This window comes from Streptomyces sp. MGP-BFMKR1 (assembly GCF_057766585.1).
Map to the genome: position 1 here is coordinate 6,793,679 of NZ_CM173408.1, position 23,247 is coordinate 6,816,925.

The 23,247-nt window shown below is 73.9% G+C and carries 17 protein-coding genes; 13 read left to right on the top strand and 4 right to left on the bottom strand.

What is annotated here, in order from left to right; genetic code table 11:
* Nucleotides 1-291 precede the first annotated feature (291 nt).
* From AC3CHW_RS27220 to AC3CHW_RS27230, 3 genes are all read left to right on the top strand, one after another.
* Complete coding sequence (locus AC3CHW_RS27220) at nt 292-813, top strand: SAV_6107 family HEPN domain-containing protein (RefSeq protein ID WP_176161158.1); 522 nt, start codon at nt 292-294, stop codon at nt 811-813.
* A 115-nt stretch (nt 814-928) separates the two neighbouring features.
* Entirely contained in the window at nt 929-1,702 is a 774-nt protein-coding gene (locus AC3CHW_RS27225; protein ID WP_176161157.1) for a class I SAM-dependent methyltransferase, read from the top strand.
* A gap of 304 nt (nt 1,703-2,006) precedes the next feature.
* Nucleotides 2,007-2,414 carry a DUF3040 domain-containing protein gene (locus AC3CHW_RS27230; RefSeq protein WP_176161156.1) on the top strand — a complete coding sequence of 136 codons (408 nt, stop codon included), beginning with the start codon at nt 2,007-2,009 and terminating at the stop codon, nt 2,412-2,414.
* Between the two features lie 553 nt (nt 2,415-2,967).
* Here AC3CHW_RS27230 and AC3CHW_RS27235 read toward each other — a convergent pair.
* The 4 genes from AC3CHW_RS27235 to AC3CHW_RS27250 form a co-directional block, all read right to left on the bottom strand.
* Nucleotides 2,968-5,397, bottom strand: a complete 2,430-nt coding sequence (locus tag AC3CHW_RS27235; RefSeq protein WP_398607760.1) for a transglutaminase TgpA family protein — start codon at nt 5,395-5,397, stop codon at nt 2,968-2,970.
* Nucleotides 5,394-6,758, bottom strand: a complete 1,365-nt coding sequence (locus tag AC3CHW_RS27240) for a DUF58 domain-containing protein (RefSeq protein ID WP_488468220.1) — start codon at nt 6,756-6,758, stop codon at nt 5,394-5,396. The genes AC3CHW_RS27235 and AC3CHW_RS27240 overlap by 4 nt, the downstream gene beginning before the upstream one ends.
* Nucleotides 6,758-7,756: an AAA family ATPase gene (locus tag AC3CHW_RS27245; RefSeq protein ID WP_176161153.1), complete on the bottom strand. Its 999-nt coding sequence runs from the start codon at nt 7,754-7,756 to the stop codon at nt 6,758-6,760. The genes AC3CHW_RS27240 and AC3CHW_RS27245 overlap by 1 nt, the downstream gene beginning before the upstream one ends.
* Nucleotides 7,757-8,102: 346 nt before the next feature.
* On the bottom strand, nt 8,103-8,672 hold the full coding sequence (locus AC3CHW_RS27250; RefSeq protein WP_398607758.1) for a beta-class carbonic anhydrase: 570 nt from the start codon (nt 8,670-8,672) through the stop codon (nt 8,103-8,105).
* 385 nt (nt 8,673-9,057) lie between these two features.
* Here AC3CHW_RS27250 and rsmH point away from each other — a divergent pair, with 385 nt between their 5' ends.
* The 10 genes from rsmH (at nt 9,058) to AC3CHW_RS27300 (ending at nt 23,049) form a co-directional block, all read left to right on the top strand.
* Nucleotides 9,058-10,017 (top strand): 16S rRNA (cytosine(1402)-N(4))-methyltransferase RsmH, encoded by a 960-nt coding sequence (gene rsmH / locus AC3CHW_RS27255; RefSeq protein WP_176161151.1) that lies wholly within the window; start codon nt 9,058-9,060, stop codon nt 10,015-10,017.
* A complete protein-coding gene (gene ftsL / locus AC3CHW_RS27260) occupies nt 10,014-10,712 on the top strand; it encodes a cell division protein FtsL (protein WP_488468221.1) in 699 nt (232 codons plus the stop codon). The genes rsmH and ftsL overlap by 4 nt, the downstream gene beginning before the upstream one ends.
* An 831-nt stretch (nt 10,713-11,543) precedes the next feature.
* Nucleotides 11,544-13,625 carry a peptidoglycan D,D-transpeptidase FtsI family protein gene (locus AC3CHW_RS27265; RefSeq protein ID WP_488471183.1) on the top strand — a complete coding sequence of 694 codons (2,082 nt, stop codon included), beginning with the start codon at nt 11,544-11,546 and terminating at the stop codon, nt 13,623-13,625.
* Nucleotides 13,626-13,877: 252 nt separating this feature from the next.
* Nucleotides 13,878-15,584 carry a UDP-N-acetylmuramoyl-L-alanyl-D-glutamate--2,6-diaminopimelate ligase gene (locus AC3CHW_RS27270; protein WP_488468222.1) on the top strand — a complete coding sequence of 569 codons (1,707 nt, stop codon included), beginning with the start codon at nt 13,878-13,880 and terminating at the stop codon, nt 15,582-15,584.
* A gap of 62 nt (nt 15,585-15,646) precedes the next feature.
* The gene (locus tag AC3CHW_RS27275) at nt 15,647-17,083 is read left to right on the top strand and encodes a UDP-N-acetylmuramoyl-tripeptide--D-alanyl-D-alanine ligase (RefSeq protein ID WP_176161150.1); all 1,437 of its coding nucleotides are present in this window, start codon (nt 15,647-15,649) and stop codon (nt 17,081-17,083) included.
* Nucleotides 17,080-18,144, top strand: a complete 1,065-nt coding sequence (mraY, locus tag AC3CHW_RS27280; RefSeq protein WP_176161149.1) for a phospho-N-acetylmuramoyl-pentapeptide-transferase — start codon at nt 17,080-17,082, stop codon at nt 18,142-18,144. The genes AC3CHW_RS27275 and mraY overlap by 4 nt, the downstream gene beginning before the upstream one ends.
* Complete coding sequence (murD, locus tag AC3CHW_RS27285) at nt 18,141-19,574, top strand: UDP-N-acetylmuramoyl-L-alanine--D-glutamate ligase (RefSeq protein WP_488468223.1); 1,434 nt, start codon at nt 18,141-18,143, stop codon at nt 19,572-19,574. Before mraY ends, murD begins: the two co-directional genes overlap by 4 nt.
* 57 nt (nt 19,575-19,631) lie before the next feature.
* Nucleotides 19,632-21,119, top strand: a complete 1,488-nt coding sequence (ftsW, locus tag AC3CHW_RS27290; RefSeq protein ID WP_466294453.1) for a putative lipid II flippase FtsW — start codon at nt 19,632-19,634, stop codon at nt 21,117-21,119.
* A 6-nt stretch (nt 21,120-21,125) separates the two neighbouring features.
* Nucleotides 21,126-22,220: an undecaprenyldiphospho-muramoylpentapeptide beta-N-acetylglucosaminyltransferase gene (murG, locus tag AC3CHW_RS27295; protein ID WP_488468224.1), complete on the top strand. Its 1,095-nt coding sequence runs from the start codon at nt 21,126-21,128 to the stop codon at nt 22,218-22,220.
* Nucleotides 22,221-22,248: 28 nt separating this feature from the next.
* A complete protein-coding gene (locus tag AC3CHW_RS27300; RefSeq protein WP_488468225.1) occupies nt 22,249-23,049 on the top strand; it encodes a cell division protein FtsQ/DivIB in 801 nt (266 codons plus the stop codon).
* Nucleotides 23,050-23,247: the final 198 nt, after the last annotated feature.

Sequence of the window (23,247 nt, forward strand, 5' to 3'; positions counted from 1 at the left end):
GGAGGCGCGCGGGAGCGGTGGTGGGTCGCCGCGGAATTGGCTCGATGCGGTGGGTGCCGGGGCGGGCGGAGGCGCGGGGCCGGCGAGGGCGCCCGGGCCGGCTGGCGGGAGGGGAGGGCCGGCACTCGGGAAGGGCGGCGCCGTCCGGACCCACCAGGAGCCGCCGGACCCCCGCGTATCGGGCGTTCGTGCAGGTCAGCGCCGATTGTCAGTGGTGTGCCCCACGATGGACACATACGGCGGCCCTCTTACCACACGGGCGGGCCGCCCGACGACGACAGGAGGTTCGTCATGGCCAGTACCGCCGCCGCACGACGGCACCGTGCCGCCGCTGCCCCCTCGTTGACCGGTCCCGCGAGCGATGTCCACCCCGTCATCCGCCGGGCCACGGCCCCGCCCGCGGCCCTCGACCTGCTCACCCAGGCCCACCAGGGCCTGGAGGAGGCCGCCGCGCTGGCGGCGCCCAACGAGCGGTTCGCCACCGCCCACCTCGCCGCCCTGCGCACGGCCGCCGCCGTGCTCGCCGTCCACGGCCGCCCGGAGACCAACCCGCGAAGGCGGCAGCGCATCCGCAGCGCCTGGGAGGTACTGCCCGAAGTCGCGCCGGAACTGACCGAGTGGAGCGCGCTGTTCGCCTCCGGTGCCGCACGCCGGGCCCGGGCCGAGGCAGGCATACGCGGCGCGGCCAGCGACCGCGACGCGGACGACCTGCTCCGGGACGCGAGCATGTTCCTGCGCATCGTCGAGCGCATGCTGGTGCTGCAACCCGTGCTGCCCCGGCAGGCGCCACGCGACGACGCGGCGCACGGCTGACCGCACCGCCGCGGCCGGCCGCGGCGCCGGAGGCAATAGGCTGGGGCTTCACGACGTCATTTCCCGCCGACCCCGCCACAGGCCGAGTCGGCGCCGCGCCGAGGAGCCACCCGCTGTGTCAGACCCGTTGCGCCCCCGCGCATCCCTCCGTACCGCCGTGGTCTGGGATGTCCTCAAGGACGCCCTGGACCGCCGGGTCAAGGCCGAGCAACAGGGCGGCGATGGTGCGCGCGACGCCCTGGACGTACTCGACACCGGCGGCGGGACCGGCAACTTCGCCGTGCCCGTCGCGCGGCTCGGGCACCGGGTGACCGTGGTGGACCCGAGCCCCAACGCGCTGTTCGCGCTGGAGCGCCGGGCCGCCGAGGCGGACGTGGCCGACCGGGTGCGCGGCGTGCAGGGCGACGCGCACGGCCTGTTCGACGTGGTGGAGCGCGGCGGCTACGACGCGGTGCTCTGCCACGGCGTCCTGGAGTACGTGGACGACCCGGCCGAGGGCGTGCGCAACGCCGTCGCCGCGCTCCGCCCCGCGGGCGTGCTCAGCCTGCTCGCGGCCGGGCTCGGCGGCGCCGTGCTCGCCCGCGCGCTGGCCGGGCACTTCACCGAGGCCCGGCAGGCGCTCACCGACCCGGCCGGCCGCTGGGGCGAGGGCGACCCGGTGCCGCGGCGCTTCACGGCCGACCAGCTCTCCGACCTGGTGACGGCGGCCGGGCTGCGGGTGGGCGCGGTGCACGGCGTCCGCGTCTTCGCCGACCTGGTCCCCGGGGTCCTGGTGGACACCGAGCCCGGCGCCATGGACGCGCTGCTGCGGCTGGAGGCCGCGGCGGCGGAACAGCCGGCCTTCCACTCCGTCGCCACCCAGTTGCACGTACTGGCCGAGCGGCCGTGATCCCGCGGTGAGCACAGCCCCATCCGTCACTCGCGTGGGCTAGCGCGTGGCAATGGCCGTGGGACCGGCGTGCAGTCGACCACAGGCCACCCGATCAGCCCGTTCCCCCCGTATGATCGAAGGCACACGGTCCGGCATGGCGGGTCGGTGGGTGGGGAATGGACGTCTCAGAGCTATCAGGCACCACTGCGGTTCTGGTGGGTGAATTGGCGCAGAGGGGCGGGTTTCACGGGGGCGATTCCCTGCCTATCCTGGAAGGGTCGCACCCCGGTCGCCCCCCGCGACCGACGAGTAGGAGGACTCCGTGCCGCTCTCGGAGCACGAGCAGCGCATGCTCGAGCAGATGGAGCGAGCGCTGTACGCCGAAGATCCCAAGTTCGCGACAGCGCTTGAGGGTAGCGGCCTGCGCACGTACACCCGGCGACGGGTCTACCAGGCGGTCGCGGGTTTTCTGGTGGGCATCGCGCTCCTTATGGCTGGGATGGTCGCCCAGCAGATCTGGATCAGCGTCGTCGGCTTCCTCGTCATGCTGGGCTGTGCCGTGTTGGCCGTGACCGGCTGGCGCAAGGCGCCCAAGCCAGGCGAGCAGGCGCAGGCGACGGGTGGTGGCGGGGCGGCGGCGCCGCGCAAGCCAAGCCGTCACCAGCGTCGTTCGATGATGAATCGCATCGAGGAGCGGTGGCAGCGCCGCCGCGACGAACAGGGTCACTAGGGATTCACCGCACTCCGTCAGCGCGACGGCGCGGGTGTCCTGGACGACGAACCCTCGCCGACGCGGAGTCGGGCCCTTCGACCCGACTCTCGGATCAGCACCCCTGAACACCACGTTCACCAGCGAAGAGCTGTGGGCGGAGCACCGCGTGTTGGCGGCTCCGCCACAGCTCTTTCGCATGCCGGCGCGGCTTGTCCGCGACGCCGGCTTCCGCCGCGGTGCCGCACCGGGACGGGTCGCGCCTGTGAGCCGTACGCCAGGTGGGCGGAGGCCGTGTGTCACGTCGTGTGCCGCCGCGCCGCGGTGCCGTGGTGAGGGGACGGACGTGGGCGGGCCGGGCGCGGACCGCCCGGACACGAGCGATGTCCGGGGCCCATGCGCCCCTCGCCCCTCGCGGGTCCGCGAGCCACCCGGCCCGTCGGCAGTCGACCAATCGACCAATCGACCAGCGGGTCAGTCACCAACCGGCCAGTCGGCCAGATCGACCCACAGCCAACCGCCGGGGTTGGCCCCGGGCCGCCCGGCCGGCGAACCACCCGCCGGGCGCCCCGCGTCAGCCGCGCTGCCGGCTCGGGAAACGCAGGTTGCTGAGCCTGCGCTGCCAGGCGGAGGTGCGCCAGCGGTCGAGCACTTCGGCCCAGCGCCGGGCGGCCTGCTCGGTGATCCGCGAGGCCGAGCGGGGCAGCAACAGGGCCCGCAGCCGCGCGGGCTTGGTGGCCGCCTCGCGCAGCCCCGCCGCCACGAGTCGTACGTCCTCCGTCAGGCCCGCCGCCGGCCGTGGCCGGGGTGCGTACCAGGTCTCCTCCACCGCCGCCGCCACGCGGTGCGCGGCCTCCGCCGGTGGTCCAGTCAGCTTGCCCACGCCGACGATGCGGGCCGCGGCCCTGCGTGGGGTCAGCGAGTCGTCGGGGGGTATGCCGTAGTCCCAGCCGGTGTCCAGCAGCTCCTGCCAGGCGGCCACCGTGCGCGCGGTGGCGGCCTCCGGGGTGCGGCCGGCCGACTCACCCAGCCGCCGCGACCGTGTCCGCACCCGCCAGAGCAGCGGCAGCAGCGGGATGGCCACGGCGGCCAGCGCACCTCCGCCGATCAGCGTGACCCTGACCCAGGGGAACCCGCTGTCCTTGTCGTCCTCGTCCGGCTCCTTCGGGGCGGGCCCGCCGCACTCGCCGAGCCGCTTCATGTCGACCGTGCAACTCTCCGACGGCGAGGGACGGGGGGACGGCTCGGTCGAACGGCTCGGCTGCGGCAGCGGCTGGGCCGAGCCGTCGTCCGAGGGAAGCTCCTCGATGGTGTAGTCGGGCTGCGTACCCCGGCTCGGGGTGGGCTCGAAGCGCGTCCAGCCGATGCCCTCGAAGTACAGCTCGGGCCAGGCGTGCGCGTCCCGCAGGCCCACCGACATGGAGCCGTCGGTCTGCGCGGTGCCGGGGGTGAAGCCGACGGCGACGCGCGCGGGGATGTTCAGCGTCCTGGCCATGGCCGCCATGGAGAAGGAGAAGTGGACGCAGAAGCCCTCCCGGTCCCGCAGGAAGCGGGCGATGGCCTTGCTGCCGCTGCCGGTCTCCACCTGGGTGTCGTAGCGGAAGCCGCCCTCGAGGGAGAACCAGTCCTGGAGCTTGACGGCCTGTTCGTAGGCGTTGCTCGCGCCCCGGGTCACCTTGTCCGCCGTCTGGGCCACGACCGACGGCAGCGAGTCGGGCACCTGGGTGTATTCGCGGAGCAGCTCCGGGGGTGGCGGCGGAGCCTGGGAGAGCTGGGCGGCGGTGGGGTCCACGGCCAGGCTGGATACCGCGTACTGGATGCCGCGCGTGGTCTGTCCCCGGTCACCGACGATGGTGCGGCCCTCGGGTTCGAAGCGCCAGCGCCCGTCCAGGCGGACCTCGGAGGCGGGGTAGGGGATCGGGAGCCAGTTCTGCGCGTACCAGTCGGCCGCCTGGAGCTGGGTCTCGACCGGGTTCGTGCGGATGTCGGGGCCCAGTCCGGCGGGGGAGGGGAGGATGTCGGGGATGTCCTGCACGGGGCGCTCGGACGGCTTCCACGAGGAGCCGTCGAACTTGTCGAGCGCCACGATGCGCAGGTACATGTCCCGGGTCTCGGGGCTGGAGGTGCGGTAGCGCAACACCTCCTTGTCCTCCGGCTGGTTGAGGCTCTCGCGCAGCGACACCGCGGGATCGACGGCCGAGATCGTGCCGCCGGTGCCGTTGCCCCGCGTGCGGTTGCCGGCCTGCTGGTCGAGCAGCCCGCCGTCCAGCGACGGGAGCACGGCCGGCACGGCCAGCGCGATGCCGAGCGCGAGGACGCCGATCCTGCGCCCCGTGCGCACCGGCGAGGGAGAGGTGCTGCCCACGTCCAGGCCCGAGGACGCCCGGCCCTGGCCGCGCGGGCCCGTGCCGCCGGTGAAGACGCGGCCCCACTGCGACAGCCGGTCGCGGCCCTCGGCCAGCAGGAGCACCAGGTAGCCGGCGCCGGCGGCCAGGAACCACAGCCAGTCGGAGCCGCCGTCGGACAGGCCGGCCGCGATGGAGAACAGGGCGAGCAGGGGCAGCCCGGCGGGGGCGGCGCTGCGGAACGTCACCGCGAGCGCGTCCACCACCAGGCCGACCACGAGCACGCCGCCGATGAGGAGCAGCTCGATGCCGGTGGTGCTGGGCGCCGGGATGGCGTACCGCTCGACGTCGTCGACGCCCGTGCTCAGCAGCCGGCCCAGTTCGCGGAAGGCGGCGGGGGTCGGCAGCACGCCCGCGACGGCCTGGTCGCGCGCGAAGGCCAGGGTCAGCAGGAGCAGCCCGGCCAGGGCCTGGGCCGCGATGGTCAGCGGGCGGGCCAGCGGCACCCGGCGGGCCAGCACCCCGATCACGGCCTGGACGCCGAGCAGCACCATCGCCTGCAGGAGCCAGCCGGAGCCGTCCACGAGCGGCAGCAGGGCACAGCTCGCCGCCAGCGTGGCCAGCGTCGCACACAGCGCCAGCCGGGCGCTTCCACTCATGCCCAGCCTCCGTCCGCCGCGCCGGGCGCCGTGACGCCACCGTGCTGCGCTCGATACTGATCCGCCTGCCGCCACAGCTCGGGCAGCGGCGTCCCGGGGGCGACCGGCAGCGCCGCCCAGCCGGCGTCCCGCAACAGGCGCAGCCGCTCGTCCAGGTGCCGCGGTCGCGTCCACGCCCCGCCCCGCGCCCAGGCGGCGCCGTCGAGGACGAACGCCACGGCCACGCCGCTGCGCTGCCGCATCCTGGCGACGAGCAACGCCTGCTCCTCGTCCAGCTCACCGAGAAAGGCGACGAGCAGGCCCTCGTTGCCGCCGCGCAGCACGTCGTGGGCGCGGGAGAACCCGGCGCCGTCCGAGTGCCGCACGACCGAGAGGGTGTCCAACACCAGTCCGGCCGCGTCCGCCGAGTCGTGCGCGCTGGCGTGGCCGCCGGCGCCGTCGTGGCCGGGCACCGAGCTGCCGGTGTCGGTGAGCAGCCGCACCGAGTAGCCCCGCTCCAGCAGGTGCACCGCGGCCGATGCCGCGCCGGAGACGGCCCACTCGAAGGGGGAGTCGGGGCCCGCGCCCTGGTGCGCCACCCGGCGGGTGTCGAGCAGCACCGTGCAGCGGGCGCGCTGGGGTTGCTCCTCGCGGCGCACCATCAGCTCGCCGTAGCGCGCGGTGGAGCGCCAGTGCACCCGGCGCAGGTCGTCACCGTGCCGGTAGCCGCGCGGAATCACGTCGTCCTCGCCGGCCAGCGCCAGCGAGCGGTGCCTGCCGTCCCCGTACCCCGCGGCCTCGCCCGACAGTCGCACGGGGGGTAGGGGCTCGGCCCGCGGCACCACCGTGAGCGTGTCGTAGCCGCTGAAGGCGCGGGTCAGCTCGCACATGCCGAACGGGTCGGTCAGCCGCAGTTGCAGGGGCCCCAGCGGATAGCGCCCGCGCAGGTCGGAGCGGACCCGGTAGGAGACCTCGCGGCGACCGCCCGTCTCGACGCGGTCGAGGACGAAGCGGGGCCTGGGGCCCAGCACGTACGGCACCCGGTCCTGGAGCATGAGCACGCCCGTGGGCAGCCGGGACACGTTGTCGATCCGCAACTGCACCCTGGCCTCCGAGCCCGCCGGCACCCGGCCCGGGTCGAGCCGCCGGCTGCCGGCCACCCGGTACCTGGTGCGGTAGACCACGGCCACGCAGACCAGCGGCAACGCGATGAGCAGCAGCCCGACGCGCAGCAGATCCGCCTGGCCGAGCACGAAGCTGCACAGCGCCGCGGCCACGCCGGCGGCGAGGAAGGACCTGCCGCGCGTCGTCAACCCGGCGAGCGCCGCGTGCACACCCCCCAGCCCGGGGTCCCGGTCCACCGACGTCCCCCCGGCGGACATCACGCCCTCCGGGCGCCCGGAGGCTGCTGGCCGTACGGCGAGGGCACCGGCGTGCGGTGCAGTATCTCGCCTATGACCTGCTCCGAGGTACGGCGGCCCAGCTGGGCCTGGGCCGTGGGCAGCAGGCGGTGCGCCAGCACGGGGGTGGCCAGGGCCTGCACGTCGTCCGGGAGCACGTACTCCCGGCCGGCGAGGGCCGCGGCTGCCTTCGCGGCGCGCACCAGGTGCAGCGTGGCCCGTGGTGACGCGCCCAGCCGCAGCTCCGGATGGTGTCGCGTGGCGCCGACGAGCTCCACGGCATAGCGCCGCACGGGCTCGGCCACGTGCACCGTGCGCACCGCGTCGACCAGCTTGACGATGTCGTGCGCGTGCGCCACCGGCCGCATGTCGTCCAGCGGGGAGACGCCGCCGTGCACGTCGAGCATCTGGAGCTCCGCCTCGGGGTGCGGGTAGCCGATCGACACCCGGGCCATGAAGCGGTCCCGCTGCGCCTCCGGCAGGGGGTACGTGCCCTCCATCTCGACCGGGTTCTGCGTGGCGATGACCATGAAGGGGCTCGGCAGTTCGTACGTCTCGCCGTCCATGGTGACCTGCCGCTCCTCCATCGATTCGAGGAGGGCCGACTGGGTCTTGGGGGAGGCGCGGTTGATCTCGTCGCCGATGACGATCTGCGCGAAGATCGCGCCCGGCTTGAACTCGAACTCCTTGCGCTGCTGGTCGTAGATGCTCACCCCGGTGATGTCCGACGGGAGCAGGTCGGGGGTGAACTGGATGCGACGCACCGAGCAGTCGATGGAGCGCGCGAGCGCCTTGGCGAGCATCGTCTTGCCCACGCCCGGCACGTCTTCGATCAGTAGGTGCCCCTCGGCGAGCAGCACGGTCAGCGAAAGGCGCACGACCTCGGGCTTGCCCTCGATCACTTCCTCCACCGACCTGCGGACTCGATCCGCTGTGGCGGTCAGATCACTGAGGCTCGCTCGATCGTCATAGGTCGTCACCCGGCCCTCCTCGGCCCGTTCCCCGAGCCGCGTCCACGCTGTGGACCGGCCCACCCCAAACACCGACACCACTCCACGGTGGCGGGGCGTGATGTCACGTAGGCATTCTTGCCGCCCTTGCCACTCCCCGTCACTCGCCTGTGGATAACTCGGGGCGAAATGCCGGACGCGGGGGTGTTGCGGCGGATTTGACTGTGCTGTTGTGGTGCTCTCATCGCGATCGCCGCCCGTGGCGGGGCGGCGTGCGCGGCCCGGTCGCCTGGCGGGCTCGTCATGATCGCAGGTTCCCCGCGCGACGAGGTGGTCGGGTGGGCGACGCCCAGCCGGCCGGGCTCGGGCGGCTGGCTCAGGAGCGCGGGGTGATCTCCCGCAGCAGCCCGGTGGTCACGTCGAAGACGAAGCCGCGCACGTCGTCGGTGTGCGGCAGGAACGGCGAGGTACGTACCCGCTGCATCGACTGCCGTACGTCCGCGTCCAGGTCGCGGAACGCCTCGACCGCCCACGCGGGGCGCTGGCCGACCTCTTCCTCGATCTCGTGCCGGAAGTCCTCGGTCAGGCTGAGCAGGCCGCAGTCGGTGTGGTGGATCAGCACCACGCTGCGGGTGCCCAGCGCCCGCTGGCTGATCGTCAGCGAGCGGATGATGTCGTCGGTGACCACACCGCCCGCGTTGCGGATCGTGTGGCAGTCACCGAGTTCGAGACCCAGCGCCGCGTGCAGGTCGACGCGGGCGTCCATACAGGCGACGACCGCGACGCGGCGCACCGGGCGGGCGTCCATGCCGGGATCGGCGAACGAGGCGGCGTAGCGCTGGTTGGCGGCGACGAGGGCGTCGGTCACCGTTCCCACGGCGGCACCCACGGCGGCACTGTCACTGTCCGGGGGAGGGGGCAGCGGTGAGGGCGCAGAGGTCGACATGGCACGACCGTAACCGGCGCCGGCCCGAAATGCCGCGAGAGGGCGGGGTAAAGCCGATCAACCAGGCCCTATGTGAGGTAACCCACAGGGAGTGGTTGGCTGCGCCGGACGGGTGAATCAGGCGGCGAAGAACAGGCGGGAGACGCGCTGGCCAGTTGGTTGACCGAAGGGACGAGTGGACTAAAGTGACGCGAAGTGGGAGACGTGGCGCTCCCCTTCTCACATCGACAAACCTCCCGCGTGTGCGGCGTGTACGTGCCACTCGGCCTCCTCCCGCTCCCGGCCGCCTGACGTCACTTCCCCGGCGCCAGTAGGCCGCTTCCCCTTCAGCGAGCGGGCGGGGACCCGGCGGCACGCGACCCCCTCACCCTCCCTGGAAGGGCGCATGAGCAGCAACGCTCTCCACGTTCCCGTGATGCTCCAGCGCTGTCTGGATCTGCTCGCTCCGGCGCTCGCCGAACCAGGGGCGGTGGTGGTGGACTGCACGCTGGGGCTCGGCGGGCACAGCGAGGCGCTGCTCACTACCTTCCCCGCCGCCCGGCTCATCGCGCTCGACCGCGACCCGGCCGCGCTCAGGCTCGCCGGCGAGCGGCTGGCCCCGTACGGCGACCGCGCCACCCTGGTGCACGCGGTCTACGACGAACTGCCCGAGGTCCTCGACCGGGTGGGCGTCCCGCGCGTGCAGGGCGTCCTCTTCGACCTGGGCGTGTCCTCCATGCAGTTGGACGAGGCCGACCGTGGCTTCGCCTACGCCCAGGACGCCCCGCTCGACATGCGGATGGACCAGAGCACCGGCATCAGCGCCGCCGAGGTGCTCAATACCTACCCGCCGGGCGATCTGGTGCGGGTGCTGCGCACGTACGGGGAGGAGAAGTTCGCGCGCAAGATCGTGGAGGCCGTGGTGCGCGAGCGCGCGAAGGAACCCTTCACCAACAGCGCCCGGCTGGTCGAGTTGATCCGCGAAGCGCTGCCCCAGGCGGCCAAGCGCACCGGCGGCAACCCCGCCAAGCGCACCTTCCAGGCGCTGCGCATCGAGGTCAACGGCGAGCTGCGGAGCGTCGAACGGGCCATCCCGGCCGCCGTGTCCCGCCTCGCCGTGGGCGGCCGGATCGCCGTACTCGCCTACCACTCCCTCGAAGACCGGCTGGTCAAGCAGGTGTTCGCGGCCGGAGCCGCCAGCACGGCGCCGCCCGGCCTGCCCGTCGTGCCCGAGCAGTACCAGCCGCGCCTCAAACTCCTCACGCGCGGGGCCGAGCTGCCCTCCGAGGAGGAGGTGGCCGAGAACCGGCGCGCCGCCCCGGCCCGACTGCGAGGTGCGCAGCGCATCCGCGAGGAGGCCCCGTGAGCGGCCCGCGGCAGCGCACCGGCGACGGCCGGATGAACCGGCTGGTCCGACTGCGGCCGACGGGCCGGGGCTCGGCCCGGCGGGCCCCGTTCGTGCTGCTGGTCGTCGTCCTCCTGGGCTCCGGGCTGATCACGCTGCTGGTGCTGAACTCCTCGCTCAACCAGGGCTCCTTCGAACTGAGCCGACTGGAGCGGCAGACCGACGACCTGACGGACGAGCAGCAGGCGTTGCAACAAGAGGTGGACGAACTCGCCCAGCCGAACACCCTGGAGCGGCGGGCCCGCGAGCTGGGCCTGGTGCCGGGCGGCGGCCCCGCGTTCCTGAACCCGGACGGCACGGTGCGCGGCGTGCCGGCGCCGGCGACGAAGGAGCCGACGACGCGGAGCGGCCCGACGGCCGCGCTGCCGCCCGCGCTCCAGCCGTCCAGCCCACCGACCCCCGCCCCGTCCGGCCCCACCCGCGGCCCGGGCACCACCACGACGCCCAGCCGGCCGGAGGCCGCACCCGCCCCCGTCGCCCCGGCCCCCTCGTCCCTCCCCGGCACCCCGACGCCCACCCCCTCCGGCCCCACGGTGGGCCCGGGGGCCACCGCGCCCGCCACCGGCCACGCCGCCCCGGGCGCCGCGCCCGTCGGCCAGCCACCGGCGCCCGGCGCCGCTCCACCAGCGAACTCCACCCCGACCTTCGGCAGGTGACGTTGTGCCGCACATCGACGACGGAGGCCGCGGATGACCGGCCGGGAGCCGCGAGACCCCCGCGAGCCGGGCGACCGGCGCGCGCCCCGCGACCGTCGTGGCGCCGGCGGCGCCGGCGGTGACCGGACGCCGAGGGAGCCGCGCGACGGCGGACCCCCACGGGGCGCGCGCGAGTGGGAGGAGCGCCGCGCGGCACGCGAGGCCCGCCGGTCGCAGGGCGCGCCCGGTGGCCCGCGCGAGCCGGGCCGAGCGGACGGCGGCACGGGTCCCGCGCGCCCGCGCGGCGCCGCCCGGCGCGACGACGGACGCCCGGCCGACGGCGCGGGGCGCGGACGCCCGCTCCCGAGGGACGAGCGGTCGGAGCGGGCCGGCCCGCGCGAGAGCGGTGGCCCACGCGAGCGGGGCGTGTCACGCGAGCGCGGCGGACCGGACGAGCGGGCCCGCCGCGCGGACGGCGCGCCGCGCGGCCCGCGCGGCCCACTCGGCCCCCGTGACGCGGCGCCCCGACGCGACGGCGCACGCCCCTACGCCAGCGAGCCCCCGCGCCGCGCGGAGCGCGCGCCGGGCCAGGCGCCCGGGGCGCGCCCGGGCGCGCGCGGCGTCCGCCCGCCGGCCGCCGGCGCCCCGCAGGGGGACGCGGAGCGGCTGCGCGCGCGGGGCCCGTACGGCCCGGCCGGCCGGCCCGCCACCCCGCGACCGGGCGATGAGGGCCGGCCGCGCGGCGTCGTCCGGCCCCGGGACGAGGAACGCACCGGCGGCGAGCAGCGCGCGGCGGCCCCCGGCCGAGCCCGCCCCCGGCCGCCGTACGCGGACGGGGAGCGGGGCGAGCGCGTGGGCGCGCGCCAGCGGCGCGAGGGCGCCGGCGCGAACGCGGCGGGCCCCGGCCCGAGCGACGCGCGCCGGCGCGACGCGGGCCGAGCCGAGGCCGAGCGCGCGCCCGGCAACCGGCGGGAGGCGGAGCGCGAGCGCCCCGCCCGACCCAAGGCGCCCGCCGCGGGGCGCCGCACCCCGGAGCGGCCGGGCTCCGGGCGGCCACGGCCGCCCAGGCCACGCGGCGGCTCGGGCGGAGCGGGAGGCTCGGGCCGTCCGCCGTCGCGGCTGCGCAACCCGCGCCCGAGGCTGCGCCTGGTGAGCCTCGCGCTCACGCTCGTGATGCTCGCCTTCGTCGTGCGGCTGCTCCAGGTGCAGGCCGTGGACGCCAACGCCTACACCGCCAAGGCCAACGTCAACCGCTACATCCCGGTCACCCTCGCCGCCGAGCGCGGGTCGATCACCGACCGCACCGGCGTCGAGCTGGCCACCACCGTGGACGCGTACGACATCACCGCGGCGCCCGACCTGCTCACCCCCGAGCGCGCCAAGGTCAACGACGCGCCGCAGCAGGCCGCGGCGCTGCTCTCGCCGATCCTGGGCGTGAGCGAGCGCGAGCTCGTCGGCAGGCTCACGGCCAACCCCAAGTCGAAGTACGCCGTGCTCGCCCGGCAGCGCACGCCGCAGGTGTGGAACCAGATCAAGGACCTCAAGAGCGCCCTCTCCGACAAGGAGGCCAAGGGCCGGGGCGTCAACGTGCTGGCCGGAATCAACCGGGAGCGGCACAGCAAGCGGGTCTACCCCAACGGCGACCTCGCCGCCGGCGTGCTGGGCTTCGTCAACGCCCAGGGCAAGGGCAGCGCCGGCATCGAGCAGATGCTCAACACCGAGTTGGCCGGCAAGGACGGCAAGCGCGTCTACGCCCAGTCCGGCGGCCGGCAGGTGCCCACCGCGGACGTGAAGGAGCAGCCCGCCGTGCCGGGCTCGGACGTCGAGCTGACCATCGACCGCGACCTCCAGTGGGCCGCGCAGAAGGCCATCAGCGACCAGGTGCGCGCGTCGAAGGCCGACGGTGGCTACGTCGTCGTCCAGGACACCCGGACCGGCGAGATCCTCGCGCTGGCCAACGCGCCGGGCTTCGACCCCGCCAACGTCTCCGCCGCCGACCCGGCGGCCCTCGGCAACGCGGCGCTCACCGACGCCTACGAGCCGGGCAGCACCAGCAAGCTCATGTCGCTGGCCGCCGTCCTGGAAGAGGGCGCCGCGACCCCGCACACCCGGGTCGTGGTGCCCAACCGGCTGCCCCGGGCCGACCGCGCGTTCGCCGACGACATCGACCACCCCACCTGGTACCTGACGCTCAACGGCGTGCTCGCCAAGTCCAGCAACATCGGCACCATCCTGGCCACCGAGCAACTGGGCAAGAACCAGCCCGAGGCCAACGAGGTCCTCTACTCCTACCTGCGCCGGTTCGGCCTCGGCCAGCCCACCGGGCTCGACTTCCCCGGCGAGACCGCCGGCATCCTGGCCAAGCCCGGGGACTGGAGCGCCTCGCAGCAGTACACGATCCCCTTCGGGCAGGGCCTGTCGCTCAACGCCGTCCAGGCCGCCTCGGTGTACTCCACCATCGCGGGCGGCGGCGAGCGGGTCGTACCGACGCTGGTGCGCGGCACCAAGGGGCCCGACGGGCGGTTCACGCCCGCGCCCGAGCCGCAGCGCACCCGGGTGGTCAGCGAGAAGACGGCCAGGACGCTCGCCCGGATGCTGGAGTCCGTCGTCGACGACGAGGAGGGCACCGGCGCGAAGGCCAAGATCCCCGGCTACCGCGTCGCGGGCAAGACCGGTACGTCCAACCGGGTCGACCCCAAGACCGGCCGCTACCACGGCTACACCGCCTCCTTCGCCGGCTTCGCGCCCGCCGACAAGCCACGGGTGACCGTCTACTGCGCCGTCCAGAACCCCACCAAGGGCAGCTACTTCGGCGGCCAGGTCTGCGGCCCGATCTACAAGCAGGTGATGGAGTTCGCGCTCAAGACCATGCGGGTGGCCCCCACCGGCAAGCAGCCCGCCCGGCTGCCCGTCACCTACCAGCCCGGACAGTGAGCACGGGCCGCCGTGAGTACGATCACCCCCGGCCCCGGGAACCACGGCTCGCGGCCCCCGGCGCACCCCCCGTTCGGCCCACGGGAAAACCCCCGCGACGCCTCGTCCGTCGCGGGCCCCGACGGCGTGCCCGGGCGCCCCGCGACCCCCGCCCCGTCGAGGTCCGCCGCCGTCCGCCCGGGCCCCGCGAGCGCCGGGCCCCGGCCCCCCTCATTTCGCGGCGGACCCCATGGGCCCGGTACGCTCACCGCCGTGCCACACGCTGATCAGTCTCAAACCACCCAGAAGGACGCCGCCCCGGTCTACCCGGGTCCGCCCCGCCCCGTACGGGTCCGCCCCACCCCCCTCGCGGAGCTGGCCGGTCAGCTCGGTATCGAGGCCCCGGCGGCGACCGAGGAGGGCGCCGAGGCCACCGGCATCACCCACGACTCCCGGGCGGTACGCCCCGGCGACGTCTACGCCGCGCTGCCGGGCGCCCGCGTACACGGCGCCGACTTCGCGGCCCAGGCCGCCGACCTCGGAGCCGTCGCCGCGCTGACCGACCCGGCGGGAGCCGAACGGGTGGCGGCGGCCGGCCTCCCGGCGCTGGTCGTACCGGACCCGCGGGCCAGAATGGGCGCGCTGGCGGCCACCATCTACGGCGAGCCGGGCGAGGACCTGCTGCAGATCGGCATCACCGGCACCTCGGGCAAGACCACCACCGCGTACCTCATGGAGGGCGGCCTGCGCGCCGCCCTGGCGGCCGACCACGCGTCGGACGCGCCCGCGGGCCGGAACGAGGGCGCCCGGGCCGCCGAGCTGACCGGCCTCATCGGCACCGTGGAGACCCGCATCGGCGACGAGCGGATCAAGTCCGAGCGCACCACGCCCGAGGCCACCGACCTGCAGGCGCTGTTCGCGGTGATGCGCGAGCGCGGCGTGCGCTCGGTCGCCATGGAGGTCTCCAGCCACGCGCTCGTGCTCGGTCGCGTCGACGGCTGCGTCTTCGACATCGCCGTCTTCAACAACCTCAGCCCCGAGCACCTCGACTTCCACCCGGACATGGAGGACTACTACCGGGCCAAGGCGCAGTTGTTCACCAAGGCCCGCAGCCGGGCCGCGGTCATCAACCTCGACGACGAGTACGGGCAGCGGCTCGCCCGCGAGACCCAGATCCCGGTCACCACGTTCTCCGCCGAGGGCCACCCGGACGCCGACTGGCGCGCCGCCGGCGTCGAGATCGGCCCGCTGGGCTCGACGTTCACCGCGCTCGGCCCCGAGGGTCAGGCGGTGCGCGCCGCCGCCCCGCTGCCCGGCACCTTCAACGTCGCCAACGCGCTCGCCGCGATCACCGCCCTGGTCGTCGCCGGGATCGACCCGCAGACCGCGGCCGACGGCGTCGCCGCCGTGCCCGGTGTGCCGGGCCGCCTGGAGCGCGTGGACGCCGGCCAGCCCTACCTGGCCGTCGTCGACTACGCGCACAAGCCCGACGCCGTCGAGTCCGTGCTGCGCGCCCTGCGCAAGGTCACCGACGGCAAGCTGCACGCCGTACTCGGCTGCGGCGGCGACCGCGACCCGCACAAGCGCCACGCCATGGGCGCGGCCCTGGCCCGGCTGTCCGACACCGCCGTGCTCACCTCCGACAACCCGCGCTCCGAGGACCCGTTGGCGATCCTGGCCGCGATGCTCGCCGGCGCCGCCGAGGTGCCCACCCACGAGCGCGGCACGGTACTGGTCGAGGAGGAGCGCGCCATCGCCATCGCCGCGGCCGTCGCCCGCGCCGAGCCCGGCGACACCGTCGTCGTGGCGGGCAAGGGCCACGAACAGGGCCAGGACATCGCCGGCGTGGTGCGCGCCTTCGACGACCGCCAGGTGCTGCGCGAGGCCATCGAGGCGGCCCGCCAGCACCCGGGCCACCCGTACTACGCATCCGCAGCGCCCAGCGCCTCTCGTACGCAGCACCACGACGACCAGGGATGACCCACCGCCATGCGCGCATCACCCTCTCCAAGGCAGCTCACGGGAACCGCCGGAGGTGACCTGTGATCTCGCTGTCCCTCGCTGAGGTCACCGCCATCGTCGGCGGGCAGCCGTACGACATACCGGACCTCGACCAGCGGGTCACCGGGCCCGTCGTGATCGACTCCCGTGAGGTGCGCCCCGGCGGCCTGTTCGCCGCGTTCGCCGGCGAGCGGGTCGACGGGCACGACTACGCCGAACGCGCCGTCGCCGCCGGCGCGGTGGCGGTCGTCGCCACGCGCCCCGTCGGCGTGCCCGCCATCGTCGTGGACGACGTGGTGGCCGCGCTCGGCGCGCTCGCCCGCGCCGTCGTCGAGCGACTCGGCGCCCGCGTCGTCGGCCTCACCGGCTCGGCCGGCAAGACCAGCACCAAGGACCTGATCGCCCAACTCCTGGAGCGGCTCGGGCCGACCGTGTGGACGCCGGGCTCGTTCAACAACGAGATCGGCATGCCGCTGACCGCGCTGCGCGCCGACGACGCCACCCGCCACCTCGTCCTGGAGATGGGCGCGCGCGGCATCGGCCACATCCGCTACCTGGCCGAACTGACGCCCCCGCACATCGGCCTGGTGCTCAACGTCGGCACCGCGCACATCGGGGAGTTCGGCGGCCGGGAGCAGATCGCCCAGGCCAAGGGCGAACTCGTGGAGGGACTGCCGTCGGCCGAGGCGGGCGGTGTCGCCGTGCTCAACGCCGACGACCCGCTGGTGCGCGCCATGAGCGCGCGCACCAAGGCCGAGGTCCTGCTGTTCGGCGAGGGCGCCGACGCCCACGTACGCGCCGAGAATGTCCGGCTTACCGACCTCGGTCAGCCCAGCTTCACGCTTCACACACCCACCGGGTGCGGCGACGTGACCATGCGCCTGTACGGTGAGCACCACGTGTCGAACGCGCTCGCCGCTGCCGCCGTCGCCCATGCGTTGGGCATGTCCGCCCCTGAGATCGCCGAGGCGCTCTCCGAGGCGGGACAGCTCTCCCGCTGGCGGATGGAGGTCACCGAGCGCGCGGACGGCGTGACGATCGTCAACGACGCCTACAACGCGAACCCCGAGTCCATGCGAGCCGCGCTGCGCGCGCTCGTGGCGATGGGCACGGCCCACCGGGCGCAGGGGGGACGCACGTGGGCGGTGCTCGGTCAGATGGCCGAACTCGGCGAGGAGTCACTCGCCGAGCACGACGCGGTCGGACGGCTGGCCGTCCGGCTCAACGTCAGCAAGCTCGTGGCGGTCGGCGGCCAGGAGGCCGCCTGGATCGACATGGGCGCCAAGAACGAGGGTTCGTGGGGTGAGGAGTCGGTGCACGTGTCCGACGCGCGGGCGGCGGTCGAACTGTTGCGCAGAGAGTTGCGCCCGGGAGACATCGCGCTGGTGAAGGCGTCCAGGTCGGTCGGCCTGGAGCAGGTCGCGGCGGAGCTGTTGGGGGAACCGGGCACGGCCGAGGGCGAGGGTGCCGGGCGATGAAGCAGATCCTCTTCTCCGGAGTGATCGGACTCTTCCTGACCTTGGTCGGCACGCCGCTGCTGATCAAGCTCCTCGCCCGTAAGGGATACGGGCAGTACATCCGTGACGACGGCCCCCGCGGCCACCACGGCAAGCGCGGTACGCCCACCATGGGTGGCATCGCCTTCATCCTGGCCACCATCATCGCGTACGCGCTGACGAAGGTGATCACCTCGAGCGAGCCGACGTTCTCCGGCGTGCTCGTGCTCTTCCTCTTCGCCGGCATGGGCCTGGTCGGCTTCCTCGACGACTACATCAAGATCGTCAAGCAGCGGAGCCTGGGCCTGCGGGCCAAGGCCAAGATGGCCGGCCAGCTCATCGTCGGCGTCGCGTTCGCGATCCTCTCGCTCAACTTCGCGGACGCCCGCGGCCAGACCCCGGCCTCCGACAAGCTCTCCTTCACCCAGGACTTCGGCTGGCAGATCGGCCCCGTGATCTTCGTGATCTGGGCGCTGTTCATGATCCTGGCGATGTCCAACGGCGTGAACCTCACCGACGGCCTCGACGGTCTGGCCACCGGCGCCTCGGTGATGGTCTTCGGCGCCTACACCTTCATCGGCGTCTGGCAGTACCAGGAGTCCTGCGCCAACATGCCCACCGCCGGCCAGGCGTGTTACGAGGTCCGCGACCCGCTGGACCTGGCCATCGTCGCCTCCGCGCTGATGGGCGCCTGCTTCGGCTTCCTGTGGTGGAACACCTCGCCGGCCAAGATCTTCATGGGTGACACCGGTTCGCTCGCCCTCGGCGGCGCCCTCGCCGGCCTGGCGATCTGCTCGCGCACCGAACTCCTGCTCGCGCTGCTCGGCGGCCTGTTCGTGCTGATCACGATGTCCGTGGTCATCCAGGTCGGCTCCTTCCGGATGACCGGCAAGCGCGTGTTCCGCATGGCACCACTCCAACACCACTTCGAACTGAAGGGCTGGAGCGAAGTGCTGGTGGTGGTCAGGTTCTGGATCATCCAGGGCATGTGCGTGATCGTCGGCCTCGGCATCTTCTACGCGGGCTGGGCGGCGGCCAAGTGACGAGCCAGTACGCCGGACGCCGCGTCACCGTCGCCGGCCTCGGCGTCTCCGGGGTCCCCGCGGCGCGCGCGCTGCGGGGCCTCGGCGCCCTGGTGACCGTCGTCAACGGCAGCGACGGCGAGCGCCAGCGCGCCGAGGCGGCCGAACTCGAGGCGCTCGGCATCACCGTCCGCCTCGGCGACGGCGTGACCCTGCCGGAGGGCACCGAACTGGTCGTCACCACCCCCGGGTGGAAGCCGACCAGCCCGCTGTTCGAGGCCGCGGCCCAGGCCGGCGTGCCGGTCGTCGGCGACGTGGAGGTCGCCTGGCGACTCCGCGCCGAGCAGGACCGCCCCGCCGCCCCCTGGCTGGCCGTCACCGGCACCAACGGCAAGACCACCACCGTACGGATGCTCGCCGCCATCCTGGAGGCCGCCGGACTGCGCACCGCGGCCGTCGGCAACATCGGCGTCTCGCTCTTCGACGTCATCCTCGGCGAGCGGGAGTACGACGTCCTCGCCGTCGAACTGTCCAGCTACCAGTTGCACTGGGCGCCCTCGCTGCGCGCGCACTCGGCCACCGTGCTCAACCTGGCCCCCGACCACCTCGACTGGCACGGCTCCATGGAGGCGTACGCCGCCGACAAGGGCCGCGTCTACGAGGGCAACCAGGTCGCCTGCGTCTACAACGTGGCCGACCCCGCCACCGAGGAACTGGTCCGGGCCGCCGACGTCGCCGAGGGCTGCCGCGCCATCGGCTTCACCCTCGGCACGCCGGGCCCCTCCCAACTCGGCCTCGTGGACGACATCCTCGTCGACCGCGCCTTCGTGGCGGACCGGCAGCGCCAGGCCCAGGAGCTGGCCGAGGTCAGCGACCTGGCCTCGCCGGCGCCGCACAACATCGCCAACGCGCTCGCCGCCGCCGCGCTCGCCCGCGCCTACGGCGTGCCCCCGGCCGCCGTCCGCGACGGACTGCGCGCCTTCCGGCCCGAGTCGCACCGCATCGAGCACGTGGCCACCGTGGACGGGGTCGACTTCGTGGACGACTCGAAGGCCACCAACACGCACGCCGCGCAGGCGTCGTTGGCCGCGTACGAGCCGGTCGTGTGGATCGCGGGCGGCCTGGCCAAGGGCGCCACCTTCGACGAACTGGTCAGCGCGTCGGCCAGCCGGCTGCGCGGCGCCGTCCTGATCGGCGCCGACCGCGCGCTGATCAGGGACGCCCTCGCGCGACACGCGCCGCAGGTCCCGGTCGTCGACCTCGACCGGACGGACACTGGGGCGATGTCCGCGGCGGTCCAGGCGGCCGTCGGACTCGCGGAACCGGGCGACACCGTGCTTCTGGCTCCCGCGTGCGCCTCGATGGATATGTTCACCAACTACAACAAGCGCGGCGAAGCGTTCGCCGACGCCGTGCGTGCGCTCGCCCCCGGACGAGCCGCGCACGAGTAGCCGTTGGTCCCCGTGCCGTGGACCACGGCGCCGCACACCAGTGGAGGGGACACCGAGATGATGGCCGACGACTCCGCGCGCCCCGCCACCCGCGGCACCTGGCGGGCCCGATGGCCCCGCCCCGGCCTGGCCGCCGCGCGCCCGGCGCTGGCCGGCGGCGCGGGCCCACTGCCGGGCGACGGCCTCGGCATGGGCCTCGCGCTCCGCGGGAAGGCCACCGCGCGCCCCCCGCGCGCCGCCGCCCGGCCCGGGCCCGGTGGCGGGCCGCCCGGTCGCGCGCCCCGGCCGCGCCCCGCGCGGCGCAGCCCGCTGGCGGCGCTGGCGCGGCTGCGTGAGCGGGCCCGCCGCGCCTGGGACCGGCCGCTGACCGCCTACTACCTGATCCTCGGCGGCAGCGTGCTGATCACCGTGCTCGGCCTGGTGATGGTCTACTCCGCCTCGCAGATCAAGGCCCTCCAGTCCGGGCTCGCCCCCTCCTTCTTCTTCCGCAAGCAGTTGCTCGCGGCCGTCATCGGCGGGCTGTTGATGTTGGCCGCCGTACGCCTGCCCATCAGGGCGCACCGGGCGCTGGCCTATCCGCTGCTCGCCGTCTCCGTCTTCCTGATGTGCCTGGTCCAGGTGCCCGGGATAGGAGTCGCGGTCAACGGCAACCAGAACTGGATCTCCGTTGGCGGCCCCTTCCAGCTCCAACCCAGCGAGTTCGGCAAGCTCGCCCTCGTGCTCTGGGGCGCCGACCTGCTCGCCCGCAAGCACGACAAGAACCTCCTCGGCCAGTGGAAGCACCTGCTGGTGCCGCTGGTCCCGGCCGCCTTCGTACTGCTCGGGCTGATCATGCTGGGCGGCGACATGGGCACCGCGATCATCCTGACCGCGGTCCTGTTCGGGCTGCTGTGGCTGGCCGGCGCACCGACCCGACTCTTTGTCGGCGTGCTCGGGGCAGCCGCCGTCGTCGGGCTCGTCCTCATCAAGACCAGCGCCAACCGGATGTCGCGCCTGGCCTGCATCGGCGCCACCGACCCCGGCGCCAACGACCAGTGCTGGCAGGCCGTGCACGGTATCTACGCGCTGGCCAACGGCGGCTGGTTCGGTTCCGGGCTCGGCGCCAGTATGGAAAAATGGGGTGAACTCCCCGAGCCGCACACGGACTTCATCTTCGCCATCACCGGCGAGGAACTCGGCCTGGCGGGGACACTGTCAGTGCTCGCCCTCTTCGCGGCTCTAGGCTATGCGGGTATCCGCGTGGCCGGACGCACGGAGGACCCCTTCGTGAGGTATGCCGCGGGAGGTGTGACCACCTGGATCACGGCGCAGGCCGTGGTCAACATCGGTGCGGTGCTCGGCCTGCTGCCGATCGCCGGTGTCCCCCTGCCGCTGTTCTCCTACGGAGGTTCAGCCCTGCTCCCGACCATGTTCGCCATCGGTCTGCTGATCGCCTTCGCGCGTGCGGAGCCCGGTGCCCGAGCTGCGTTGGCCATGCGGCAGCCTGGGGTGAGATGGAAGACGATGAGACGGCGCGTCAAGAAACGTCCGTCCGGAGAGCGGTGAAATTCGGTGCATGTCGTACTCGCCGGTGGGGGGACCGCCGGCCACATCGAGCCAGCGCTCGCCCTCGCGGACGCCCTGCGTAGGCAGGACCCGACCGTGGGGATCACAGCGCTGGGCACGGAGAAGGGCCTGGAGACCCGACTCGTGCCCGAGCGGGGTTATGAGCTCGGGCTCATCCCCGCCGTGCCGCTGCCCCGTAAGCCCACGCCCGAGCTGATCACCGTGCCCGGACGGCTGCGCGGCACCATCAAGGCCGCCGAGCAGATCCTGGAGCGCACCAAGGCCGACTGCGTCGTCGGCTTCGGTGGCTACGTCGCGCTGCCCGGCTACCTCGCCGCCAAGCGCCTCGGCGTGCCGATCATCGTCCACGAGGCCAACGCCCGACCGGGCCTGGCCAACAAGATCGGTTCCCGGTACGCGAAGTTCGTCGCGGTCAGCACCCCGGACAGCAAGCTGCGCAACGCGCACTACGTGGGCATCCCGCTGCGCCGCACCATCGCGACGCTGGACCGGGCCCGGGTCAGGCCCGAGGCCCGCGCCGCGTTCGGCCTCGACCCGGGCCTGCCGACCCTGCTGGTCTCCGGGGGCTCGCAGGGTGCCAGGCGGCTGAACGAGGTCGTGCAGTCCGTCGCGCCGTTCTTCCAGCGCGCCGGAATCCAGATCCTGCACGCGGTCGGCCCGAAGAACGAAATGCCGCGCGTCGACAACATGCCCGGAATGCCGCCCTACATCCCGGTACCGTACGTGGACCGGATGGACCTGGCGTACGCCGCGGCCGACATGATGCTCTGCCGCGCGGGCGCCATGACCGTGGCCGAACTCTCCGCCGTCGGGCTGCCGGCCGCCTTCGTCCCGCTGCCGATCGGCAACGGCGAACAGCGGCTGAACGCCCAACCGCTCGTCAAGGCGGGCGGCGGGCTGCTCGTCGACGACGCCGAGCTGACGCCGGAGTGGGTGCAGAACAACGTGCTGCCCGTACTCGGCGATCCGCACCGGCTGTTCGAGATGTCGCGCGCGGCCTCGGAGTTCGGCCGCCGGGACGCCGACGAACTCCTCGTCGGGATGGTGTACGAGGCGATCGCCGCCCGCCGGGCCGGGTAGCGGCCATAACAGCAGGAGGCTTGGGAGCGTGGCCGGACCGACGACCGCCCAGCGCGGCAGCGCGCACCGTGAGAACCGTTCGTCGTCCGGCCCGCCGCCGCCCCCCGCGCGCGGCGGGTTCCGGCTCCCCAGCCGCCGCACGCTCGTGCTGCTCCTCGTCGCCGCCGTGCTCGTCGGCGGCGGCGGGACCTGGCTGCTGTACGGCTCCTCCTGGTTGCGGGTGGAGAAGGTGCGCGTGCGCGGCACCGAGGTGTTGCGCCCCGGTCAGGTGCGCGAGGTGGCGGCGGTGCCGATGGACTCGCCGCTCATCTCGGTGGACACCGACGCGATGGAGAGGCGACTACGGGCCAGGTTGCCCCGGATCGACTCCGTACACGTTGAGCGCTCCTGGCCGAACACAATCAGCCTCAATGTGACCGAGCGTCAGCCGGAACTCGTACTGGAAAAGGCCGGAAAGTTCATCGAAATGGACGCCGAGGGAGTGCGATTCGCCACGGTGGCCAAGGCGCCGAAGGGCATTCCCCGACTGGAAATGGAAGCGGAACGCTCGCCCAGTCTGCGGAGGTTCGGTGAAGAACGGTTGCGCCGCGCCGCGGTCGAGGTGGCCACCAGCCTGCCGCCCAAGGTCCGCGCCCAGACCCGGGTCCTCCGCGTACGCTCCTACGACGCCATCAGCCTTGAGCTGTCCGGCGGCCGTTCGGTGCGCTGGGGCAGCCCCGAACGGGGTGAGGCGAAGGCCACCGCGCTGCTCGCGCTGATGAAAGCGGAGCGCGAAGCGGAGCACTTCGACGTCAGCGTGCCGGGTGCCCCTGCGGCGGCCGGGAGTTGACCGGGATTTATCGCCGAGTTGACGCCCGTCGCGGCAGGCCAGCCCCCTGGCTGGCTAGCCCCCTGGGTGATCACATAGGGTGAAAAGAAAAACGGGAGGTTCGGCGTGTTCGTTGAACGCGCGCCACTTGTCGACTTAGTGTCCTGTCCCGAAGACTTCAAGGAACAGGCACACAGATAACCCTAAACTTCAGGGTTA

Bases quoted from the DNA above. Each gene is read 5' to 3' on its own strand.
- rsmH (WP_176161151.1), top strand. From the start codon at position 9,058: ATGAGCAGCAACGCTCTCCACGTTCCCGTGATGCTCCAGCGCTGTCTG.
- AC3CHW_RS27250 (WP_398607758.1), bottom strand. From the start codon at position 8,672: ATGTCGACCTCTGCGCCCTCACCGCTGCCCCCTCCCCCGGACAGTGAC.
- AC3CHW_RS27220 (WP_176161158.1), top strand. From the start codon at position 292: ATGGCCAGTACCGCCGCCGCACGACGGCACCGTGCCGCCGCTGCCCCC.
- AC3CHW_RS27240 (WP_488468220.1), bottom strand. From the start codon at position 6,758: ATGTCCGCCGGGGGGACGTCGGTGGACCGGGACCCCGGGCTGGGGGGT.
- ftsW (WP_466294453.1), top strand. From the start codon at position 19,632: ATGATGGCCGACGACTCCGCGCGCCCCGCCACCCGCGGCACCTGGCGG.
- AC3CHW_RS27235 (WP_398607760.1), bottom strand. From the start codon at position 5,397: ATGAGTGGAAGCGCCCGGCTGGCGCTGTGTGCGACGCTGGCCACGCTG.
- mraY (WP_176161149.1), top strand. From the start codon at position 17,080: ATGAAGCAGATCCTCTTCTCCGGAGTGATCGGACTCTTCCTGACCTTG.